Source organism: Micromonospora sp. NPDC049171, assembly GCF_040648275.1.
Taxonomy (GTDB): Bacteria; Actinomycetota; Actinomycetes; order Mycobacteriales; family Micromonosporaceae; genus Micromonospora.
The window spans coordinates 181,283-203,613 of record NZ_JBEZDJ010000002.1 but is presented as its reverse complement, the minus strand read 5'-3'; the positions used below and the strand labels follow the sequence as shown (position 1 = coordinate 203,613).

16 protein-coding genes and 1 pseudogene are annotated in these 22,331 nt (G+C 69.9%); 8 read left to right on the top strand and 9 right to left on the bottom strand.

The features are described from left to right. The first annotated feature begins 309 nt into the window (after positions 1-309). The 5 genes from AB0B14_RS03645 to AB0B14_RS03625 all read left to right on the top strand — a co-directional run bounded on the left by AB0B14_RS03645 (position 310) and on the right by AB0B14_RS03625 (position 6,925). Positions 310-3,168, top strand: coding sequence for a glycoside hydrolase N-terminal domain-containing protein (locus AB0B14_RS03645; protein ID WP_357521095.1), 2,859 nt, complete (start codon positions 310-312; stop codon positions 3,166-3,168). A 952-nt stretch (positions 3,169-4,120) separates the two neighbouring features. Continuing rightward, positions 4,121-4,429, top strand: coding sequence for a WD40 repeat domain-containing protein (locus tag AB0B14_RS03640; RefSeq protein WP_357521093.1), 309 nt, complete (start codon positions 4,121-4,123; stop codon positions 4,427-4,429). 118 nt (positions 4,430-4,547) lie between these two features. Then, complete coding sequence (locus tag AB0B14_RS03635) at positions 4,548-5,633, top strand: sensor histidine kinase (protein WP_357521091.1); 1,086 nt, start codon at positions 4,548-4,550, stop codon at positions 5,631-5,633. Continuing rightward, positions 5,630-6,286, top strand: coding sequence for a response regulator transcription factor (locus tag AB0B14_RS03630; RefSeq protein WP_357521089.1), 657 nt, complete (start codon positions 5,630-5,632; stop codon positions 6,284-6,286). Before AB0B14_RS03635 ends, AB0B14_RS03630 begins: the two co-directional genes overlap by 4 nt. A gap of 57 nt (positions 6,287-6,343) precedes the next feature. After that, on the top strand, positions 6,344-6,925 hold the full coding sequence (locus AB0B14_RS03625; protein ID WP_357521087.1) for a hypothetical protein: 582 nt from the start codon (positions 6,344-6,346) through the stop codon (positions 6,923-6,925). A gap of 51 nt (positions 6,926-6,976) precedes the next feature. Here AB0B14_RS03625 and AB0B14_RS03620 read toward each other — a convergent pair whose 3' ends face one another. The 7 genes from AB0B14_RS03620 to AB0B14_RS03590 form a co-directional block, all read right to left on the bottom strand. Further along, positions 6,977-11,332 (bottom strand): hypothetical protein, encoded by a 4,356-nt coding sequence (locus AB0B14_RS03620; protein ID WP_357521085.1) that lies wholly within the window; start codon positions 11,330-11,332, stop codon positions 6,977-6,979. A gap of 29 nt (positions 11,333-11,361) precedes the next feature. Then, the gene (locus tag AB0B14_RS03615; protein WP_357072251.1) at positions 11,362-12,444 is read right to left on the bottom strand and encodes a hypothetical protein; all 1,083 of its coding nucleotides are present in this window, start codon (positions 12,442-12,444) and stop codon (positions 11,362-11,364) included. A gap of 161 nt (positions 12,445-12,605) precedes the next feature. Further along, entirely contained in the window at positions 12,606-15,440 is a 2,835-nt protein-coding gene (locus tag AB0B14_RS03610; RefSeq protein WP_357521083.1) for a tetratricopeptide repeat protein, read from the bottom strand. 296 nt (positions 15,441-15,736) lie between these two features. Continuing rightward, complete coding sequence (locus AB0B14_RS03605) at positions 15,737-16,234, bottom strand: hypothetical protein (protein WP_357521081.1); 498 nt, start codon at positions 16,232-16,234, stop codon at positions 15,737-15,739. Then, positions 16,234-16,752, bottom strand: coding sequence for a SigE family RNA polymerase sigma factor (locus AB0B14_RS03600; protein ID WP_357072260.1), 519 nt, complete (start codon positions 16,750-16,752; stop codon positions 16,234-16,236). Before AB0B14_RS03600 ends, AB0B14_RS03605 begins: the two co-directional genes overlap by 1 nt. A 52-nt stretch (positions 16,753-16,804) precedes the next feature. Next, a complete protein-coding gene (locus AB0B14_RS03595; RefSeq protein ID WP_357072263.1) occupies positions 16,805-17,317 on the bottom strand; it encodes a hypothetical protein in 513 nt (170 codons plus the stop codon). Positions 17,318-17,638: 321 nt separating this feature from the next. Beyond that, positions 17,639-17,953, bottom strand: coding sequence for a hypothetical protein (locus AB0B14_RS03590; RefSeq protein ID WP_357072266.1), 315 nt, complete (start codon positions 17,951-17,953; stop codon positions 17,639-17,641). Positions 17,954-18,205: 252 nt separating this feature from the next. Between AB0B14_RS03590 and AB0B14_RS03585 the strand changes: the two genes are divergently transcribed. Then, positions 18,206-19,642 carry a hypothetical protein gene (locus AB0B14_RS03585; RefSeq protein WP_357072269.1) on the top strand — a complete coding sequence of 479 codons (1,437 nt, stop codon included), beginning with the start codon at positions 18,206-18,208 and terminating at the stop codon, positions 19,640-19,642. 84 nt (positions 19,643-19,726) lie between these two features. Here the strand turns inward: AB0B14_RS03585 and AB0B14_RS03580 are convergent, their stop codons facing one another. Next, complete coding sequence (locus AB0B14_RS03580; protein WP_357521079.1) at positions 19,727-21,247, bottom strand: carboxylesterase family protein; 1,521 nt, start codon at positions 21,245-21,247, stop codon at positions 19,727-19,729. A 222-nt stretch (positions 21,248-21,469) separates the two neighbouring features. Further along, positions 21,470-21,919 carry a GMC oxidoreductase gene (locus tag AB0B14_RS03575; protein ID WP_357521077.1) on the bottom strand — a complete coding sequence of 150 codons (450 nt, stop codon included), beginning with the start codon at positions 21,917-21,919 and terminating at the stop codon, positions 21,470-21,472. Here AB0B14_RS03575 and AB0B14_RS03570 point away from each other — a divergent pair. Continuing rightward, positions 21,845-22,147, top strand: a pseudogene (locus tag AB0B14_RS03570) (hypothetical protein); the annotation flags it as partial. The gene AB0B14_RS03575 and the pseudogene AB0B14_RS03570 sit on opposite strands and share 75 nt — an antisense overlap. A 21-nt stretch (positions 22,148-22,168) precedes the next feature. Beyond that, positions 22,169-22,291, top strand: a complete 123-nt coding sequence (locus AB0B14_RS03565) for a hypothetical protein (protein WP_357521318.1) — start codon at positions 22,169-22,171, stop codon at positions 22,289-22,291. Positions 22,292-22,331 lie beyond the last annotated feature (40 nt).

Genomic DNA, 22,331 nt, shown 5'->3' with positions numbered 1-22,331 from the left:
TGACCTTTAGGGAAGCACCCGTCAGTCGATCGCCTCGTGCACGCCGACTCCGCAGGGCGATGGCGCGAACGGTGTGGGCTGGGTGGACGGTCGGGACGACAGCATCGCGTGTGGTCCTGCGGTTACGCATTGACCGTCTCCGATTTGTGTAGTTAACATGTGACGTCTGACGAATGTTGGACGCCGCGACACCCACGAAGGACTCAGGCGACGTCCTCGTCGACGTTCCGCTTCTCCTGCCCTGGGGTCGTCACCACCGGGGGCGGCTGGGGCCGCCGCTGCGTCGCTCGGCTGCGCGAAGGAGACAAGATGTCTGAAGTGACACGTAGGAAACTTCTCGGCGCCGGGGCGGCTGGGGCTGGTGCCATGCTGCTGCCGGGGGGTTGGACCGCAGCCGCTCGGGCCGGGTCGACCGCACCCCCAAACGTGCTGGCCGCCAACGACATGGCGTTGTGGTACGACGAGGCGGCGGGTACGGATTGGTTACGGGCTCTGCCGATTGGTAACGGCCGGTTGGGCGCGATGGTGTTCGGGAATGTCGACACCGAGCGGCTGCAGCTCAACGAGGACACCGTGTGGGCCGGTGGCCCGTATGACTCGGCCAACACCCGTGGTGCGGCCAACCTGGCGGAGATTCGGCGGCGGGTCTTCGCCGATCAGTGGACGCAGGCGCAGGATCTGATCAACCAGACCATGCTGGGCAGTCCGGTCGGGCAGTTGGCCTACCAGCCGGTCGGCGACCTGCGGCTGGCTTTTGGCAGTGCCAGCGGGGCGTCGCAGTACCAGCGGACCCTCGATCTGACCACGGCCACCACTACCACCAGCTACGTGCTCAACGGGGTGCGCTTTCAACGTGAGGTCTTCGCCAGCGCACCGGACCAGGTGATCGTGATCCGGTTGACCGCTGACCGGGCAAACGCGATCACGTTCACCGCCACGTTCAGCAGCCCGCAACGGACGACCGTGTCCAGCCCGGACGCCGCCACGATCGGCCTCGACGGAGTTTCCGGCAACATGGAGGGCATCACCGGGCAGGTCCGCTTCCTTGCTCTGGCCAATGCCTCCGTGAGCGGCGGCACGGTCAGCAGTTCCGGCGGCACGCTGCGGGTCTCCGGCGCGACAAGCGTCACCCTGTTGGTGTCGATCGGATCCAGCTACGTCAACTACCGGACCGTCAACGGCGACTACCAGGGCATCGCGCGGCGGCACCTCGACGCGGCCCGCGCCGTCGGCTTCGACCAGTTGCGCAGCCGACATGTGGCCGACTACCAGGCGCTGTTCAACCGGGTGTCGATCGATCTGGGACGCACGACGGCGGCCGACCAGACGACCGACGTGCGGATCGCGCAGCACGCGAGCGTCAACGATCCGCAGTTTTCCGCGCTGCTGTTCCAGTACGGTCGCTACCTGCTGATCTCCTCCTCGCGGCCGGGCAGCCAACCGGCGAACCTGCAGGGGATCTGGAATGACCAGATGGCCCCGTCCTGGGACTCGAAGTACACAATCAACGCGAACCTGCCGATGAACTACTGGCCGGCCGACACCACCAACCTGGCCGAGTGTTACCTGCCGGTCTTCGACATGATCAAAGATCTGACGGTGACCGGCGCCCGCACCGCTCAGGTGCAGTACGGCGCAGGGGGTTGGGTCACCCACCACAACACCGACGCGTGGCGCGGCTCCTCGGTGGTCGACGAAGCCCTGTGGGGAATGTGGCAGACCGGCGGGGCCTGGCTGGCCACCATGATCTGGGACCACTACCAGTTCACCGGGGACGTCGAGTTCCTGCGCGCCAACTACCCGGCCATGAAGGGCGCTGCCCAGTTCTTCCTCGACACGCTGGTCAGCCACCCGACGCTCGGCTACCTCGTCACCAATCCGTCGAACTCGCCCGAGCTGCGTCACCACACGAACGCCAGCGTGTGCGCGGGGCCGACGATGGACAACCAGATCCTGCGTGACCTGTTCAACGGCGTCGCACGGGCCGCCGAAGTCCTCAACGTGGATGCCACCTACCGCACCCAGGTACTGACGGCCCGGGACCGGCTACCCCCGACGCGGGTCGGGTCCCGCGGCAACGTCCAGGAATGGCTCGCCGACTGGGTGGAGACCGAGCGGACCCACCGGCACGTCTCCCACCTGTACGGGCTGCACCCCAGCAACCAGATCACCAAACGCGGCACACCACAACTGCACCAGGCCGCACGACAGACCCTGGAACTGCGCGGCGACGACGGCACCGGCTGGTCACTCGCCTGGAAGATCAACTATTGGGCTCGGCTGGAAGACGGCACCCGCGCCCACAAGCTCCTCCGCGACCTGGTACGCACCGACCGGCTCGCACCGAACATGTTCGACCTGCACCCGCCCTTCCAGATCGACGGCAACTTCGGCGCCACCTCCGGCATCGCCGAAATGCTGCTCCAAAGCCACGCCGGCGAACTGCACCTCCTGCCCGCCCTACCATCCGCCTGGTCGGCCGGTCAGGTCACCGGGCTCCGGGGCCGCGGCGGACACACCGTCGGCGCCACCTGGAGCAGCAGCCGAATCGAGCTCGTCGTCACTCCCGACCGCGCCGGCCCCATCCGCGTTCGCAACCGGATCTTCGCCGGCACCTTCGAACTGCGCGACGAGACGAGCGGCAGCACCGTCCAGCCGACGCGGATCGAGACCGATCTCGTGGAGTTCACCGGCCAGGCCGGCCACACCTACCGCGCGTCCGGGGTCAACTCGGGGCCGGTCGAGGCCGGTGCGTACTACCGGCTCGTGGCCCAGCACAGCGGCAAGGCCGCCGACATCAACGGTGCGTCCACCGCCGCCGGCGGATTGCTGATCCAGTGGCAAAGCGGCAGCGGACAGAACCAGCAGTTCGAGTTCGTGTCGGCGGACGGGGGCCACTTCCGGATCAGGGTGCGGCACAGCGGCCTGTTCCTGCAGGCGGCCAGCAACAGCACTGGCGCCGACATCACCCAGCAACCCGACGCTCCCAACGCCGCGAGCCAACAATGGCGGGTCGACGACCAGGGCGCCGGGGTGGTCAGGCTCATCAACCGGCAAAGCGGTCTGGCAATGGACGTTTGGCAGGCTTCGACCGCCGACGGGGCCCGCATCTCCCAGTGGACACCCGGCACCGGTGCCAACCAGCGATTCAAACTCCAACGAATCTAGAGGGTTGACGGGTTGACGTCGCAACGGCCGGGTGGCCCAGCCACCCGGCCGTCGTGACACGCCGGCCGGCAACCGGCGTGCAGCAGTGCGGAACTGGACCGACCACGCCTGGTGTCCCAGCCCAACAACTGCTTACCCGAGCACTCCTGGCCAACCCGCAGTGGCCCTGCGCGACCCGACCTACTTCACGGTGCTCACGCCCGATGTGTGGCGTAGGCCGATGCCTGAATCCGACCGTTTCTGCGGATAGTGCAGGCCAACGGGCAGGCCGACGTCGGCGATACTGACGGAGTGAGATCGGACCGGTCGCCGAGGGTCGCGGTGGGTCTGTGCCGACCGGGCTGGCCGCTGGATCGCGTTTTTGATCCGGCGTCTGACGGCGGGACCGGCAGACCCCAACCTGCACTGGTGGCGGCTGGGGTCAGCGCTACCCCGCTGGCTACTGATCGCATCGATCACCCGGTCCTCGGCCTGCTCTACGCCGGTGCCGTGACCTCCCGCGCGGACGTAGGCGAGGCAGGCAGCGTGGTCGCCATGAGCCCAGATGGACAGATACTGGCTCTCGACTCTGTTGAGGATGGGTTGCGACTGTTCAACCCCTTCACCCGGTGGTCTGCCGTTCTTGACGACGGCCCCCGCCGAAAAGAGGCATCGGTCTGGTCCGCGGGCTCCTTCAGCCCTGACGGCAGAACCCTGGTCACGGAGGGCAGAGAAAGCTGGCAGCTCTGGGATGTCCAGAGCCGCCAGACCATTGGACCTCCGCAGCCGACCAACGGCATCAGAGAGCTGTTGTTCAGCGCCGACGGGCACGTACTGCTCGCCTCCGAGTACAGCGAGCCGGTCCTCTCCGAGCATATGAAGTATTCGGCATCACTGTGGGACACACGCACGGGAGCCGAGATCGGCCGGATCGATTCCGACCGAACCCGTCCGGCGGTTGCGGTCAGCTCTGATGGGCAACTGGTGGCCATCGCAGGTCTCGGTGAGAACGTCCGGCTCTGGAACTCCTCGGCCAGCCGGTTCGTCGTCACGATCGAGGCGATCGCCGGGGGGCGACGTCGCCTTCCGGCCCGATGGACAGACCCTGGCCGTTGCCGATGGGGACGACCGTGTGCGGTTCTACAAAATCGATGGAACCCAGGTCCCAGAACCATGGATCAATCGGGCCATCAATGGAATGACCTTCAGCCCCGACGGAAGCCGTCTCCTCACTCAGGACAGCACAGGAAGGGTGCGTCTGTGGCACCTGACGTCACAGTAGTAACCATACGCGGAGGTCTTCGCCAAGGCGTCCTGTTCTGCCGGTAACCGGCTCACCCGAGGCGGATACGACGTTCGTGGTATGTCGATGGGTCCGGCAGTCCGTACTGTCTGGCGGTATGCGGCGTTGGGTCGTGGAGACGATGATCGTGGCGGCCGTGGGCGTGTTGACCGCGTACCGGCTCGCGACGACGCCGGTCGCGCTGGGTGACCGAGTGCCGGACCTGTGGGCGTACGCTGCCGCCGCCGTGATGGTGTTCGTGCTGTTCGTTCGACGGCGGTGGCCGGTCGGTGTGCTGGCCCTGGTGGGCGGGCTCTACCTGGCCTACCACATCTACCACTACCCCGGTGGCGCGACGGCGGTGCCCGCGTGGGTCGCGCTGTACTCCGTCGGTGCGGCGTCGCGGCAGCGCGTGGGTCTCATCGTCGCGGCCCTGTTCGTGCTCCTGGATGCCCAGGGGCGGGTGGCGGTGGCCGGCGCGCGGCCGTTCGACACGTCGCTGGACAGCTCGACTGTGGTGTTCGTGGCGGCGTTGCTGCTCGGCGAGGTGGTGCGCGGGCGCCGGACCCAGCTGGCGTTGCTGGCGGCCGACCAGAGCCGGGCCGCCGAGCAGCGGGTCGTCGAGGAGCGTATCCGCATCGCCCGGGAGCTCCACGACGTCACGGCGCACACCTTGGCCGTGGTGTCGGTGCAGGCGGGCGTCGCGGCCGACGTGCTGGACGAGGATCCCGCCCAGGCCCGAGCCGCGCTGCGCGAGGTGCGCCGGGCCAGCCGCGAGGCGATGGTGGAGTTACGCGCGGCGGTGGGCGTGCTGCGCGACGGCACCCCGGCGGCCGGGCCGGAGCCGCCGACGCCCACGCTCGATCGGCTGCCCGCGCTGGCCGAGTCGACAGGTGCGGTCGTGACCTGCGATGGCGAGCCGCGGGCGTTGCCGCGGGCCGTGGAAACCACCGCTTACCGCATCGTCCAAGAGGCGGTGACGAACGCGTTGCGGCACGCCGGTGCGGCCCGGATCGAGGTACGTGTCGGATACCGTCCCGACGGACTGTCGGTCACGGTGCGCGACAACGGGCGGGGTGGCGTCCCGGTAGCCGGCAACGGGCTGCGTGGCATGGCCGAGCGCGCCGGTGGGCTGGGTGGGTGGCTTCGAGCGGGGCCGGCCGACGGCGGCGGCTTCGAGGTGCGGGGGTGGTTGCCGGTATGACGGTTCGGGTCCTGCTGGCCGACGACCAGACCCTCGTCCGCGCGGGCTTCCGGGTCCTGCTGGAGCGGGCGCCGGACATCGAGGTTGTCGCGGAGGCAACCGATGGGGAGGAGGCGATCGCTCTCACCCGGGCGCACCGGCCGGATGTCGTGTTGATGGACATCCGGATGCCGGGCACTGACGGTTTGACGGCCGCCCGGCGCATCCTCGCCGATGCCAGGTTGCCCGACGTACGTGTTGTGGTGCTGACCACCTTCGAGTTGGACGAGTACGTCTTCGCGGCGCTGCAGGCCGGCGCGAGCGGGTTCCTGCTCAAGGATCTGGAGCCGGACGAGCTGCGGCGGGCGGTACGCTTGGTCGCCGCCGGTGACGCGCTGCTGGCGCCCGCCGTGACCAGACGGCTGATCGCCGCCTTCGCCAGCGGTCCAGAAGTCCCCGGCCTCGACAGCCTGACCTCGCGGGAGCGGGAGGTGGTCGGCCTCGTCGCCGACGGCCTGTCGACAGTGGAGGTGGCGGACCGGCTGAGGATGAGCCCGGCCACGGCGAAGACCCACACCAACCGGGCGATGACGAAGCTCGGGGCGCGCGATCGGGCCCAGCTGGTCGTGTTCGCGTACCGCAGCGGGCTTGCCGGCCTACCGCGACTGCGGTAGGCCGACGCCCACCGATGGCAGATCCGGTACGGGTACGCCGCTCGTAGCGTTCCGGTCATGTTTCTCATCTTGGGTCCGGCGTTGAATCTGCTCGCCGGCTTCTTCTGGCAGAACGACACTCAGGGCAGCACCGCCGGCACGATCATCGTGTTGTCGACCGCGTGCTGGCTCATCGGGCTGATCGGGTTGTTCGAGCGGCTGCGGCCCATCACGCCGAGGTACGTCGCGGTCGGGTTGCCGGTAACGGTGTTCGGCGCGATCGGCGGGGTGGCCTACGGCGTACAGAGTATTCACGAGGGCCTGTTCGCCGTCTCCCACGCCGATGCGGTCGAACGACTCGGCGAGCACCCGTTCGCCGCGTTCGCGGTGTACTGGACGTGCGGACCGCTGTTTCCCATCAGCCTGTTCGTCCTGGGCCTCGTGCTGGCGAGGACGCGCGTGGCGCCACTTCCGGTCGGCATCATGGTCAGCCTGGGCGCGGTCGTGTTCCCGCTGAGCCGCATCACCCGGGAGGCGTCCATCGCGCACCTGGCCGACCTATTCCTGCTGTTGCCGTTCCTCTACCTGGGACTGCGGTCGATGTCGCAGTCCCAGGGCGTACCAGGCCCCCGCCGCCACCGCGACGCCGTGGATTCCTAGCACAGCGATCGCCACGGCAGCCGAATCCCCGGGTCCCCCCGAACCCGTCCGTCAACCTCCGTAACTGCTGTGCCCGGGATCGCTGGGCAGCGTCGTGTTGAGGCAGAAATGCGCCCGGTCCGGGTTCGCGGCAGGAGGTGCCGGGATCGGCTGCTCCAGCGACGGGAACGGGGACATGTCCCACGGGTTCCCGGACTGGCCGGTCAATTCGGTGCACTGACCGAACGGGCTGGGTGACCAGGGGTTGCCCGGCAGGTCGGGCAGCTTGCTGAACATCTGGAAGTCGCCCCGGGTGACCGGGAGGCTGCTGGCGGAGGCCTGGCCGTCGTGGTTGATGGCGGAGCCGTTGCGGTACAGGTACTGGTCCGGCATCCAACTCGACCGCAGCAGCGGTAGGTTTTCGATCCGCTGCATCGTCCCGTTCGCGCAGGCCTTGAAGTGCAACTCCTGCCAGATCGGAGGCGCGTGGACGAAGCTGCTCGCGTCGGCGCCCGGTGCGAGACCCGCGTCGAAGAAGAGCCGCCGGATGTCGTCGGCGAGGTCCCGGACCGACTGCGCGGCGACCGGGTGGGCGTTGATCTGGCCCACCCAGTCGGCCATCGCCGTCGGAGGCCCGGACGTGCCGAGCATCGGCCGATAGCCGATCGACCCGCCGCCGACGGTGAGGGCGACGACGCAGGTTGCCTGCGCGTCCGAGCGGGCGCCGGTGGCGTCGACCAGAGCGGGCGCTCGGCCGGCGAAGGCGTAGGCCCGGCCGGGCAGTTTCCCGTCGACGGCCGGATTCGCCGTCGTCAGGCCTCCGTCGTGGGCGTTGAGGTCCGGCAACGTGTACTGCAGATTCGGCGGCTGGATCCCGAAGCTGTGCCGCATCGACTCGAACAGGTCCCGGACGAACCGCGGCAGGTGGGTGTTGCCGGTGCGATGCTCGTACGTCGCGGACTCGCTGCCCGGGATCACGAAGCCGTCCGGACCGACGACGAACGAGACAGTCGCCTTCACCCGATTCTTGATCCGGTCGTCGTCGTCGAAGTGGGCAGGTCGTTGACTGCTCGTCGGCCGATCGGTGTACGGCTGGGCGATTCCGAGCCAGCGGCCGACGCTGTTGCCGGGCGGGTGGTTCACCGGGTCGGTACCGGCCGCCAGCACCTCGTCCCGCCACCTCTGGGCGAACTGGCGCAGTTGCGTGGTCACGCACTGTCCGAGCGGCGGCGTCGAACAGATCGGCAGGGCCAGGAGGTCCCCGCTGCGATGCAGCGCCCAGTCGTAGAGCGCCTGTTGGCCCGCCATCGGACCGGAGATCCAGGAGGCCGGGGCGGACACGTCGACGTTCTGGTTCTCGTCGAAGACGGCGACCGCCTCGATGGACTCCTCGCGGTAGGTGCCGCTGACCGGCACGAAGGCCACCGCGTCGAAGGCGATGTTGTCGCTGCCGTCGCCGTCCGGGGTGACCGAGCTCAGGGTCACCTCGGGTACGCCGTTGAACAGATAGGTGCCCAGCGGAACCCACCGGTTGGCGCTGCCCTGCTGCTTGAGCGTCCGGGTGCGGTTCCCCTGCGCGGTCCGGATGGTGTAGCGCGCCTGGGCGGTGTGCGCGCCGTGGTCCGGCAACGCGACCATGATCCGCATCGGCCCGTTGTGCGACGTGCTGAGCCGCCACTTCGCCGTGACCGCGAGCTTGCCGTCCTCGTCGTCGGCGGTCCTGGTGTGGGTGAACCAAAAGTGCCCGCCGAATCCGCCGCCGAGCTGATGTGTGTCTATCTTGCCGGGATACTGGCCGGCGGCGTCCGCCGGAAAGGTGAGGCTGAACGTGCCGGCGTTGTTCCATGGACGCCCGCAGTTGGGCCGGACCGCGGGTGTCCCGTCCGGCACGTCGTCGACGATCCGCGCATTGGCCGGCAGCCCGTCCAGGGTGCACGTCGGCGGATAGGCCGTGCCGTCCTCCTGGTACGCGTACCCGGGGTCGAAGCGCAGCAGTTCGTTGCCGCAACTGTACGAGCAGTCCCACTTCCAGGTGCTGGACTGGTGGTACCAGCAGCGCAGGTCGATCCGGCCGGCGCTGTCCCGGTGGGCGCACGGTCCCGCCGGCTCACCGATGACGTCCGGGGCGTCGGGCGGGTACGCCTGCCCAGGTTGGCACTGGTTGGAGGCGTTGCAGAACTGGTTCACCGGCGGCTTCACCGCGCTGCGGTTCTGCGGGGCGGTCGTCGCGGTGCCGTTCCACCAGGCGGGGCGGAATCCGGCGACCAGGGTGTTCGGCGCGTCCAGCACCTCTACCGGGTGGCCGGCCCAGCCCATGATCTTTTCCGGGTACGGCCAGTGCTGAGGATGCGCGGCGTCGGCGTAGGACACGTCCAGGAACGCGGTGCGGTTCGCGGGGTAGCGCGGGTTGGCCGGGTTGTTCGCCCAGCCGAGCCCCCAGGGCGACCCGTCGCCCCTGTCCGGGTAGAAGCCTGAGTTGTACGCCCACACGGCGTAGAACCAGTTTTCGAGCTTGGCCGGGTCGCCGTTGTTGAGTGTCATTCCCGCGGATCTGACCTGGTTCCACTTCTGCTGGAGGATTTGCAGCCCGGCCGCGATGTTGGCGGCGAAGTCGAGCGCCACCGCCCTCTGCTTCTGATACGGCAGCGCGGTCTCCCCCGGTCGTTCCCGCCCGGCCAGGCGCATGCCGTCGGTCACCTGCGTCACGCCGTAGCCGCAGTCGGCCTCGGACCAGTTGATCGTCCAGTCGTCGGACTCGTCGCTGTTGTAGATGTCGACGCCGAAGTAGTTTCCGATGAGCGGATTCGCCGTCACGCCCGGTACGACGAAGCGCGGCGCCTGCCACAGGTTGGACTCCTGCGCCGCCACCCCGAGCATCACCTGGGCGGGTACGTAACCACCCCCGACCAGTGACACCGGCGGAAAGAGCCCCTGCGGGGTGTACGCCGGCATGCCCAGGTTCTTCCAGTTGGCCGGTCGCTGCACCGTCAACGCGTGCCGGACGGCCTGGTCGACGGCCCACTCCACCTGCCGGGGCCGCGGTTGCACCGCCTGGTTCGCGGGGTCGTTGCGGGCAACCGCGCACACCCGTTCGGCGAGCGCACCCGGATCGTTCGGGTCCCCCGCCAGCCGCCGGGTCGCCGGTGATGCCGAGGTCCGCACCGCTGGGCTGAGCTGCCGGCCGCCGTCGGCTGTCCGGCCGGCTGCCGGCTCCTGCGCCGACACGAGGAAGCTCGCGGCGCGGCCGGTGGTCAGCGACGTGGCCGCGATCGTCAACGGTTGCCGCCCCGGTGCGTGGCCCGGCCGGGTCGAGTCCATCTCGGGGGTCAGCTTGACCTGCCCGGCCGAACCGGCCTCGGCGCTCGCGGTGCCGGCCGGCAGCACCGAGGTGATCGCGAGTTCGCCGGAGAGGGAGAGCTGCGCGCCGGCCGGCACGTCCACCAGGGACACGCCGGGTACACCGGTGTCGGCCCGCAGCCCCCGGTCGAGCTTGCCGACGCCAGCGACGAACACCCGCCCGCCGCGGCCACTTGTCACGTTCAGGTCGGTGAGCCGGCCGGTCGCCAGCGTCGCGGCGACCGCCCGCCCGGTGGTCACCGCACGGGTCGGAGCCCGCCGCACCAGAACCCGGTCCGTACCGGCGCGCTCCATGAACACCACACCGCCGTCCGCGTCGGCGGCGAGGCGGAACGGAACGCCGGTGGCGGCGGTCAGCACCCGGCGACGTCCCGCGCCGTCCACCCGGACCACCGCCCCCGCGTCGGCGGCGACGATCCCGCCCGCTGTCGGTACCGGCGACGTCAGCTCGCCGGGGACCTCGACGGGAGTGCCGAGCGCGGAGGTGACCGTGTCGACCTCGATCAGCCGGGTCCGGTCCAGCTCGTCGCCGCCGGCCTGGGTGAGGACGGCCTTCTCCCCTGCCCCGCAGCCAGGATTGAAGTAGGCGAGGCTGGAGGTGACAGGAAGTTTGCGCACTGCTCCGCTGTGGAGGTCGACGACGGCGGTGAACCCGCCCCGGTCGAACAGGTCCGCCCGGTTGGTGAAGGTTCGCGGCGCGTAGACCACCACCGCGCTCCGGCCGGAGCCGGTCACACAGACGTTGCCGATCCACCGGTCGGTGTCCAGTCCCGGTTCGGAGAGGGTGGCCAGCGTCGACCAGCCGTACCCCTGGGCGGCGTCGGCGACGAGGAGGTGGAACCCGTCCGCGTCGCCGGAGCCGACCACGGCGCGGTCGGTGGAGCCGCGCCATCCGGGGCCCAGCACCGCGGCCCGGTCCCGCTCGGGGACGTGCGGCGTGGAAGCCGGCCGCCCGGCTGGCGCGGGTACGGCACCGGGCCGCGCCTGGGCCGGGGTGGCCGACGGGCCGAGCAGTGCGGCGACGGCCAGGGCGGTGAGCGCCCGCACCTGGCGACTACGACGGATGTGCACGCCAACTCCTCTTTGCACGCGATCCGGAATCAGCAGCAGATCCAGTTGCTCTTGGCCAGCCTGTCGTCCGGGGTGATGACGAACATGTCCAACCGGTTCCCGTCGCTGCGCCAGGACGCGGCGGGCGCCTTGCCCCACTCCATCTGACCGCCCAGGTTGAACCAGCCACTCCAGCCGCCGGCCGCCGTCCAGAACTTCTGGTACAGGTAACCGTCGGTGCCGCGGGCGAAGACGTCGAGCCGGCTGCCGTTCGGCACCCAGGTGGCGGTCGGCGGAGAGGTGATGTTTCCGCCGAGGGAGACCCGCTGCTGCCAGCCGCCGTTCTCCAGGTGGTACACCTGCCACACCGCGTTGTCGCCACCCTGGTAGAACACGTCGATGCGGTTCCCGTTGGCGTGCGCGGCGACGCTCGGTTCGCTGTTGAGGTTGGCGTCGACCTTGACCCAGTTCTCCCAGCCGGCGGCGGTGTACTTCGTGTAGTGCAGCTTGTAGTCGGGGCCCCGTCCGAAGACGTGCAACTGGCTGCCGTTGCGAGTCCAGGTGGCGGCCGGGCCGCTGGTGAGAACCTCGTGGTAACCGGATGGCTTGGGGGCACCGTGGTCGTAGAAGCCGAACCAGTCGGGGTTTTGCCAGCCCCACTGGAGCAGCCGGGAGTCGGTGCTCTGGCCGAAGATGTCGAGCCGGTCCTGGTTCGCGAAGGTGGCGCTCGGCCCACTCGTGCCGAGGTAGCCGTACGACGGAGTCATAATCCCGTACCACCCGTGCCAGGTGTTACCGATGAGGACAGCCTGGAAGGTGTAGGCCTGAGCGGTGTTCGGGATGTCGCAGAAGAGGTGCACGAACACGTCCAGCCGGTTGTTCTCCGGCATACGGGCCACCGACACGCTCTGGTACTTGCATCGACTGTCATTGAACGGCTTGTTGAAGTAGCTCCAGTTCGAGAACCCACCGGCCGCCGTCATGCGCCCCGTCCCGCCCGCCGCGCCGGAAACCACAAGCGGGGTCGACGGAGTGCCAGTCATCGGCAACGTGGCGTCCGGCCCGCTCACCGTCACGAGACCGGCCGCATCGGCCGGCGGGACACCACCGGCCACGGCCAGCAGACCGCACATCGCGATAATGGCGGCAGCCCTACCAACCCAACTCACTGGTAACCGAAACACCGCATCCCCCACCCTGCGCCGCGTCGATGCCGGCGGAAGCGACCGGCCCGAGGTGATGATTGACCGCCGCTGTGGAAACTGGGTGGAAGCCCTTCAGCGAGGGCCGGGATTCAGCTCACCGGCGGTACGTCCAGCCGGGTCTGCAGTTCGTCGGCCTCGGGATGACCGAGTTCGTCGAGGATTCGCCACGCCTGCGACCAGGACCGGACGGCCGCCGCCCGGTCTCCGACACCGGCCTGGAGGTCGCCCAGATCGCGACCGGTCTCGGCCATGCCGAAACGGTCACCGAGATCCTCGTAGAGCGCCAGGGCCCGCTGGTAGCAGGTGATCGCCCGCCGATGCTGACCCAGCCGGTGCTGGATGTAGCCGAGGCTGTCCCAGGTGGCGGCCTCGGCGTGGCGCTCACCGACCTCCTGCAGCGCGGCGAGAGCCTGTCGGCAGTACGTCAGGGCCGACGGGAACTCACCCCGCTGGGCGAGCAGCCACCCGATGTTGTTCAACGCCATCCCCTGCCCGGCCTGGTGACCCACGTCGCGGTACAGGTCGAGTGCCCGGCGGACGTGGCCCAGCGCCTCCTGAGCGCGGCCTTCCCGCTGGAACAGCCCGCCCAGGCCCCGGTGCGTGTGCGCCTCGTGGACACGGTTGCCGACCGCGGCGAATCCGGTCAGCGCGGACCGGTAGTGGTCGTGGGCGTCGTCATGTCGGCCGAGTCGCTGGCAGGCGCGGGCGAGGTGGTAGTGAACTCCGGCCTCAGCCGCCGGATCGGCCGAGCGCCGTACTGCCGTCAACGCGAACTGCTGGGTGGTGGCCCAGTCGGACCAGTGGCCCTGATCCTCCAGATAGGTCGACAGGGCCCGGGCGAGCTGCCACGCATGGGTGTCGAAACCGGCCCGGCCCGCCCAGTCGCACGCGTGGACGAGCGTCGCGTGCTCGGCCGTGAGCCAGGCCAGGGCCTGCTGGTTGTCGCCGAGTGGCTCCGCGGTCACCCCGGGGGCCAGCGGGCCCGGTGGCGGCGCGATCGGGTCCTGGGCCGGCACCAGGAGCCGGTCGGCGGCGACGGCGCTGTGCAGGTAGTGGTCGAGCACCCGACGCAGCGCCGCGTGCCGGTGTGCGGCGGGGTCGGCCGCGACCAGCTCGGCGGCGTAACCGCGCAGCAGGTCATGCACCAGGTAGCGGCCTTTCCCGGGCACGGTGACCAGGTGCGCCTGAACCAGGACGGCCAGGTGTTCCGTGGCCACCTCCGGCGGCAGGCCGGCCAGGCTCGCCGCGGCGCAGGCGGTCACCCCCGCGCTGGGATGCAGCCCGAGCAACCGGAACAACCGCGCAGGTCCGGCATCCAACGTGCGGTAGGACCAGGAGAACACCGACCGCGCGTCGGCGGCGGCGTCGGCACTGGCAAATTCGGTGAGGCCGCCCCGTGCCGCCCGCAACCGGCGGGCGAGCGTACTCAGCGCGACGTCGGGGTTGGCGGCGACGCGGCCGGCCACGATGGCCAGCGCCAACGGTAGCCCGCCGCACGAGGCGACGATCTGGTCGGTCGCCTCCGGTTCGGCGTCGAGCACCGCCGTTCCGAGGCGGCGGCGGATCAGCTCCCGGGAGCCGGCGGCCGACAGCACGCCCAGGGCGATCGGCCGGGCGCAGTCGACGGTGACCAGGCTGGCCAGCTGGTCACGGCTGGTCACCACCACCGCGCAGCCGGTCGCGCCGGGCAGCAACGGCCGGACGTGATCCGCGTTCCGGGCGTTGTCCAGCACGACCACCATGCGCCGGTCGGCCAACAGCCGGCGGTACAGTCCGGCTCGCGCTTCGATGGTCGCGGGCAGCCGGTGTACGGGCACGCCCAGCGCGTCCAGGAAGCAACGCAACGCCTCGGCGGTGGTCATGACCGGCCCGTTCGGGTCGAAGCCACGCAGGTCGACGTAGAGGTTTCCGTCTGGGAACCGGTCCGCGAGGGCGTGTCCCAGCCGAACGGCGAAGGTCGTCTTGCCCACCCCGGCCGGCCCGGTCACCACGACCGTGGCAGGGCTCTCCCCCACACGGATCGCCTGCTCCGCGTGGGCCAACTCGGCGGCCCGGGCGGCAAACCGCGGCGGATCGGGCGGCAGCAGGCAGACGACCCGCGCGGCGCGGGCCGGACCGGCGTCGGTGGCAGGTCGCCCGGTGGCCGTCAGCGGTGCCTCGCCGTCGAGAATCGAGCGCAGCAGCTGCTGTAGCGCCGGCGCGTCCAGGCCACGGCCCCGCAGCACCGTCAACCCGGTGCGACAGACCCGGACGGCCTCATCCGTACGTCGCAGGCCGTGCAGCACCGAGGCGAGCAGCCGCCGGGCGCCTTCGTCGTACGGCTCCTCCTCAACCAGCCGGGTCAGGTCTCCGACGGCCTCCGTGTACCGACCCAGCGCGATCAGGGCCTCGGCATGGCCATTGCGGGCCGAGCGGCGCAGTGCCTCCAGCCGGGCCACCTCGGGCAACGCGAACGGCCGGTCCGCCACCTCCGGATACGCCGGTCCGCGCCACAGGGCCAGGGCCGCGCCGATCAGCCCGGCCGCCCGTTCGGCCTGCGCAGGGCCACCGTCCACGAGCAGACGCCGACCCTGCGCACAGGCCTCCTCGAAGCGGTGCACGTCGACCTGTTCGGCCGCCAGGTCGAGTCGGTAGGCCAGACCTCGGCCGCTGCCGACCGTGACGAGGACGCCTCCCCCGCTCGGCGGCCGCTGTGGCGTCAGCGCCCGCCGCAGGTGCGACACGTGGCTGCGCAGCGTAACTGGCGCACTGTCCGATGGCGACGAGTCCCACAGCAGGTCGATCAGGCGCTGCGCCGGGACGGGCTTGCCGGCCTCGAGCAAGAGCACCGACAGCAGCGCCGCGAGCCGGGGCCCGATCCGCACCGTCGCCTGGCCGACCTGGATCCGTAGTGGCCCCAGCACCGCGATGTACAACTCGCTCAACTGCGCCTCCCGGTGCGTAAGCGGCGTCGATGGCAGGTGTGCTTCCTGGCTCTCTTGACCTGCGTGGCCGGACCTGCGGTGAGTGGAAGCGGGATGCCTGGGACCTGCGCCTCAGGCAGGCGGGGCGTCTGAGAACGGCGAATCCGTCATCGCGGATAGGGTGCGCCAAGCGGGCTTGCGTCGGCAAGGCATTCGAGTTGTGTCGAACAGTCCCGAACACCTGCGACGGCGTTGAGCCTGGCCAACTGATGCTCAGACCCGTGGGCGACGTCCGCCGGGGATTCCCAGCCAGGCGGTCAGGACGTGCAGAACGACGCCGGCTGGGTCAGGCCGAGTTCCGTGCAGTTCCACCCGCCGCCCTGATCGTGGTATCGCCAGCCCACGCCGGCCGTGTGGTGGAACAGGTAGATCACGCCCGTGGTGTCCGGGCGCCGCACGTCGGCCGCGGCCCACGTCTCGACGCACTCCACCCCGGTGGGGGCGAAGGACCAGCCCGGCGGCAGCTCGACCAGGGTCCCGAGGGTCTGCGTCGACGGACAACCGGGATCCTGGGATCGGTCACCGGTGGGAGTGGCTGCCGGCGGCGTCGACGGGCCGGGGCGGTGGCCGGTCGCGACGGCGACCGTAGCGCCGATGGCGAACACCACCACCGCGGCCGCGGCGGCGGTGCCGACCGCCATCCGCCGTTGCGACTGCCGCGACTTACGCAGGGCACGCTCGTACAGGTCGGCGGTGCCGCCGTACTCGCTCAGCTCGGACATGGCCTGACGCAGCGGCCCAAGGTCGTCGGTCATCAGGCCTCCTCCAGCACGGCCGAGAGCAACTCCGGCGCGATCTGCCGCATACGGGCCAGCGCCTTGCTGGTCTGACTCTTGATCGTGCCGACCGAGCACTGCAGCAGCTCCGCGGCCTCAGCCTCACTACGGTCCTCGAAGAACCGCACCACCAGCACCGCCCGTTGCCGCCTGGTGAGCTGGGCAAGAGCCTGGTACAGGACAACCTTGAGATCCGTACGCCGAGCATGATCACCGCCCGGCTGCACCACGTCAGCCAACTCCCCGGGCAGGGACTCGACGATCCTGCGGCGCCGCCACCAACTCACATGCAGGTGATACATCGCGGTACGGGTGTACGCCTCGAAGTGCCCCGGATCATCCAGCCGACGCCGACCCCGATGGGTACGCGCCAACGCATCCTGCACCAGATCCTCAGCCAGATGCCGATCACCGGTCAACAGGAACGCCGTCCGCAACAACGCCGACGAACGGGCCCGAACGAACTCGCAGAAAAGATCGTCTATGGCATCCGCCATACCCCCACCGTACGGGGTGTGCGCCGCAGGCAGTCGACCGAGGTCACCCCGGTCAGGAGATGCAGAACGGCGCCGGCTCGGCGAGGCCGAGATCCTTGCAGTCATACCCGCTGCCGTCGCCGTAGTACTTCCAACCCGTACCCACCACGAAGCGGAACAGGTACACGCCGTCGCCGGGGTTGGGGCCCTGCGGATCGGCACCCGCCCAGTCCTGCACACACTCGACACTGCCGAAGGTCCAACCCTTCGGCAGCTCGACCAACTTCTCCAGAGTCTTCGCCGAAGGGCACTTGGCAACCGTGGCCGCACCGTTCGCCGGCCTGGTCGCCGGCACCGGATCCGAGATGCAGAACGGCGCCGACGCGGTGAGGCCGAGATCCTCGCAGTCCCATCCGCTGCCCTGGTCGTAGTACTTCCAGCCCGCGCCGGCCACGTAGTGGAACAGGTACACGCCGTCCCCGGCCGTCGGGCCCTGCGGATCGGCACCCGCCCAGTCCTGCACACACCGGACACCGCCGAAGGTCCAACCCTTCGGCAGCTCGACCAGCTTCTGCAGGGTCGCCACCGACGGACAGTCGGCGCTCCCGGCCGCCGGGGCAGCCACCGTGGGCGAGGCGCCGACGGTGCCGGTGGTCGCGGCAGCCGACGTCGGGGCAGGTGCGGTTGGGCTCGGCCCGGGCGACGCCGTGGAGCTGCAACCAGCGAGCCCGACCAGGGCGGCGACAACGGAAGGCAGCAGGAGGTGACGTGAAGACATTCCGGGCCCCTATGGATCGTGGCGATCGTCGCTTACACCCGGGTACATGCGATCCGTCGCCCACAGGTTGCCGTCGACCAGAAAGTTTTTCCGACATTGTCCAGCGACCCTGCTCAGGCGGTGCTCGCCTCAGCCGACCGGGATTCCGACGAGGTTGTAGGTGAAGGCCACCGTCAGGTAGCTGATGGCCGCGAGGGCCGTGATCGTGTACGCCACTCGGCCCCGCACGGTCCACCAGCGCCTGGCCCACGCGGCTCCCGTGCCGGCGATCATCACCGCCGTCGTCGCCACCGCGATTCCGTTCAGGGTCAGCAGGGCCGTCAGCGCCACCGAGCCGAGGACCACCGTCTCGGTGAGGGCGTTCAGGTCCGACGCCAGCAGGGCCAACCAGCCGGTGAAGACCGTCGTGAGTCCGCTGGTGCGGGTTCGATCGCGAACCTCCACGGCGAGCGCACCGTGCGCGGGGCCACGAGCATCGGCTTCGGGGTGGTGGCGCTCCTCGTCTAGGAGATCCCCGTTCTTCGCGGCGGGGGCACACCGAAGTCCCATTCGACCACGAGATGCCGTCGCCGGCCGTAACGAAGAGTGTTGGCTTGAACACATAGCGATCAATATGGTTGATCGGGTCTGCTGCAACCGGCGGGTCGAAACCCCGACGACACGCCACGGTAACGACCTACGCGAGGGAGAATGTGCATGCTTGGCAACGGGCGCCGGATTCGGCGCGGTCACCGTCTGGGGCTGGCCTCCCTGCTCGTGAGCGTGTTGGTGGTGGTGTCGTCCGGGCAACCGGTCTACGCCGCCAACCTCGGCAGCGAGCCGACCCTGCCCTACGCGCAGCCGAACAACACCAACCTGCCCAGGGCTGGCTGCGACACGACCGCCACCGACCCGAAGAATCCGCCGGTCAACAGTCCGGCGGCCCTGCAGGTGATCTACGCGTGGAACGACTCGACCGGCAACCAGTACTCGACGAACGTCGAGCACGCCGCCCGCGTCATGGACCGCGTCGACTGGCTGCTCGACCAGGCCAGCAACTACGACCAGCACTTCAAGTTCAGCTGCCGATCGACGACCACCAGCACGTACAACCAGTACGCGCAGGCGATCGTCACGCCGGAGAAGATCGACACTCCGAACACCGACTACTGGTCGATCGCGAACGAGCTCACGGCCAAGGGGTACGACGACAGCAACCGCTGGTACGTGCTCCTGACGGAGTTCGCGGCGCCATCCGCCTCGGCATACTGGTGTCCGACCAGTGGCGGTGGAGGCTGCGTCTCCATCGTTGAGGTGTGGGACAGCGGCGTCGTCGGGCACGAGGTGACGCACCTGCTCGGCGCCGGCCACGCCTACATGTCCGAGCACGTCTGGCAGGACTCCAACGGTAACTGGCAGTTCGAGCAGTACTGCCCCGACATCACCATGTGCTGGAGCGACTGGTGGGCCTACGATATGGGCTACCGCCAGAACTACGACCCGAGCGAGACCAGCGCGTCCTTCTATGTGGACAACTACCCGTCGACGACGACGAGGAACACAGCGGTGCATCCGCTGCTCACCTCGCCGGTCTGCTGCGACGTCGGCGCCAACAACGACCTGCTGACCGCGCAGGAGCGGACCATCGAGGCGCAGGCGCCGGGCACCGCGAACCCCACCGGGTTCACCACCTCCGGTTCCGGGGCCGCCATCTCGGTGACGCCGCAGGGCTCGTATGCCGGCATCTCCGCCCGCTACTTCGACAACCGCCGCTCGCTGCAGTTCGTCAGCTCACCGCAGTCGGCGGAGAAGTCGGTGCTGGTGAGCCGTAAGCCGTCGGTGACGGTCGGGCACAACTACAAGTTCTTCGTCCGGCTGCGCGCCGACTCCGGCACCGCCGCGCTGCGCCTGCGGTGGTACAACTCCGGCGGCACGCTGCTGTCCACGTCGACAAGCAGCTCGTTCGCCCTGACGTCGAACTGGCTTGAGTGGTCCCACCAAGCGGTCGCACCGTCGAACGCGGCGACCGTACAGATCTCCGTGGTGGCACCGTCCGGTGGGTCGCAACCGGCGACCCTGACCATGAACGTGGACACCCTGCAACTGACCGACTGCAGCGCCAACGAGAACTCGCTGTGCCGCCCCACCACCTGATCCCACCCGGATGATCCGGTCTTTCCCCACGTCGCGCGAGCGCGACGTGGGGAAAGACGTGGCAGACCCCGAACCGCCGACGGGTCAGCCGGGAACGCTCGACCAGAACCCGCACTGGTGCTCGGCGGCCAGGTCCACGTTGCCGCTCCGGTCATCGGCGAAGGTCTGCACGTAGGGCATGCGGGGCCAGCCGGGTGTGCCGGTGGCGGCGAAACGCGACCACGCGGTCACGAATCGGGACCGCAGTTCGGGCTGCGTCTGGTCGGTCAGGAAATCCATGTCGAACAGGTAGGCCAGTTCGAGACCGTGCGCGGCGCCCCAGGAATAGCGTGGGTCCAGGACCGGGCCGTCGCGTTCGGCAAATTCATAGCCGTAGACGCGGTTGCGCTCGGCGAGCAGGCGGGTCTGTTCCAGAGTCGGGCAGGCCCAGATGCGGTCCGTGGCGACGGCCGCCCAGGCCAGGCCGGGCGTGCCCCACTCGGCGATCGGATAGCGGGCCTCGACCTGGCCGGCCCGGTCACCGAATGCCGTGCGCAGCGCGGCCCGGTAGTCGTCCGGCGTGTACGGCTTGGGGACCGGGTACAACTCGGTGAAGCCGAGGAAGGCGCGATGCTCGTCGAGGTTGCCGCCCTCCAGCACCGGCATGTGCTGGTACCGGCCGGCGCGCAGGGCGTCGGCCGGGCGGGACGGCAGGAGCGGGGTGCCGTACGCGGGTGTCGCGAACGCCGCCAGGCCGGCGCCCTGGGTCTGGTGAAGAAGATCGGTGTACGAGGCGGCGCGCAGGCAGGCCACGGTGGCGCAGCCCAACCGATCCCGAAGCTGCGTGCCCTGGGCCTGCACCGCGGCCAGGCTGCTGAACTGCGAACCCGCCCGGCTGCCGGGCAGGAACAGCCCGTCCGGCCAGTCGGTGAGACACGATCCGGACTGGATGATCGCCGTGCCGAACAGGCCCACCGCCGACGGCGCGGTCAGCTGGGCGCACACGCTCATGCCGCCGCTGGACTCGCCGGCGAGTGTCACGTTGCGGGGGTCTCCGCCGAACGCGGCGATGTTGCGGTGCACCCAGCGCAGTGCGGCCTGCTGGTCCTGGAGGCCGAAGGTGCCGGAGCCGGGCAGGTCGGGCAGGCCGAGATAGCCGAAGACGCCGAGCCGGTAGTTGACCGTGACCACGACCAGGTTGCCGTCGGCGGCAAGGCGGTGCGGGTCGTACTGGTTCGCGGAACCCGCGGTGAACGCGCCGCCGTGCAGGAAGACCAGCACCGGGTGTCGGCCGGTGCGGGCGGGGGGCGCCGTCACGTTGACGTGGAGGCAGTCCTCGGCACCGGTGACCGGGCCTCCCACGCCTATCGGGTTCTGGGCACACTCGGCGGGCAGCGCGGTCGCGGCCCGGACGCCGTGCCAGTCCGCTGCCGGCTGCGGTGCGCGCCAGCGGTTCGGGCCGGTGGGTGGTGCCGCGTACGGCACGCCGTTGAAAACCCGGTAGCCGGCTCCGCTCGCGCCCTCGACCAGGCCGTTCTCCGTGTGGGCGAGCGCACGGGCCGGCGTGTCGGCCGCCGGACTCGGGGGCTGCTGACTGCCGGCGGATGCGGGAGTCGCCGCAAGCACCACGGACAGGGCCGCGACCGCGGCTGGCAGCAGTGTCGCAGGTGTTCTTCTTCGACAGTGCCGGCCTCGATCGTCTCGTCGACAGCGCGGACGGGGGACGAAGCGCCGGGTGACTCCGCATGGCTGTGTCGCATCGGCAATCATGCGGTCCACGCTAGGAACACGGGGAGGATGCCTGCAGAGCCACGGATACCCGGTCCGGGGTGACAAATGTACCGGCGGCTACGGCAACGCCCCGTCCCGAGCGGTCAACCACAGCTCGTACCACTCGTCGTGGGTCAGATCGGGCGCCCGGGTCGCCGCATCGCGGCAGGCGCGGATGCGGTCGGGACGTGCGGTGCCGAGCGGCATAGCGCGCTGCACGCGCCCGTCGGCACCCGCCACCGCCGCGGGATCGCTGTCCGGTCCCTTCGCACAGGTGCCGACGGGATGCCAGTACCCACCGGGCATGTCGGCAATCGCCTCACGCTGCGCCGGTGACCACGGGGTGAGCGTGGCCATCTCGCTCACCGGAAGGGTCTCGGCGAGCTTGTGGGCCAGGTCGACGCCGTCCAGGGCCACCTGACGGTCGTAGCCCTCCGGGTTGGAGAAGTAGGCGTGGTCGATGAGTGGCTCGGCCAGCGGATCCAGCGCCCGGGCCCGCACGTGGCCCCGGGGCCGGGGCGAGAGCACGAACACGTACAGCGCGACCGCCGCGCCTGGGAGTTCCCCCAGGGCAGTTGGGGTGTCGGCAACGGCGGAGACCAGCTCGCACTGGCCCGCCAGGAACTTGCCGAGGAGACCGGTCTGCAGGCGAGGGAGATGCGCCGCCACCTCGGGCACCTGTTCGCGGCCTACGGCTTTCTCGAACCAGGGCTTCGACATCTACCTGGCCACCGGGTTGACCGAGGGCGAGCCCGACGCGAGGTCACCGAGCAGGGGATGCGCCACCAGGGGTTCACCGATGACGAGGTCGCGGAGTTGATACTCGCGAAGCAGCTCGTCGACGCGCCGTCCCTGGCCGCGCTGACGCTCTACCATCTGTGCTCCGCTGTGGCCGACTGAGCAGGTGACCGGAGGAGCCGTGAGCGGCTGAGTCCGACCA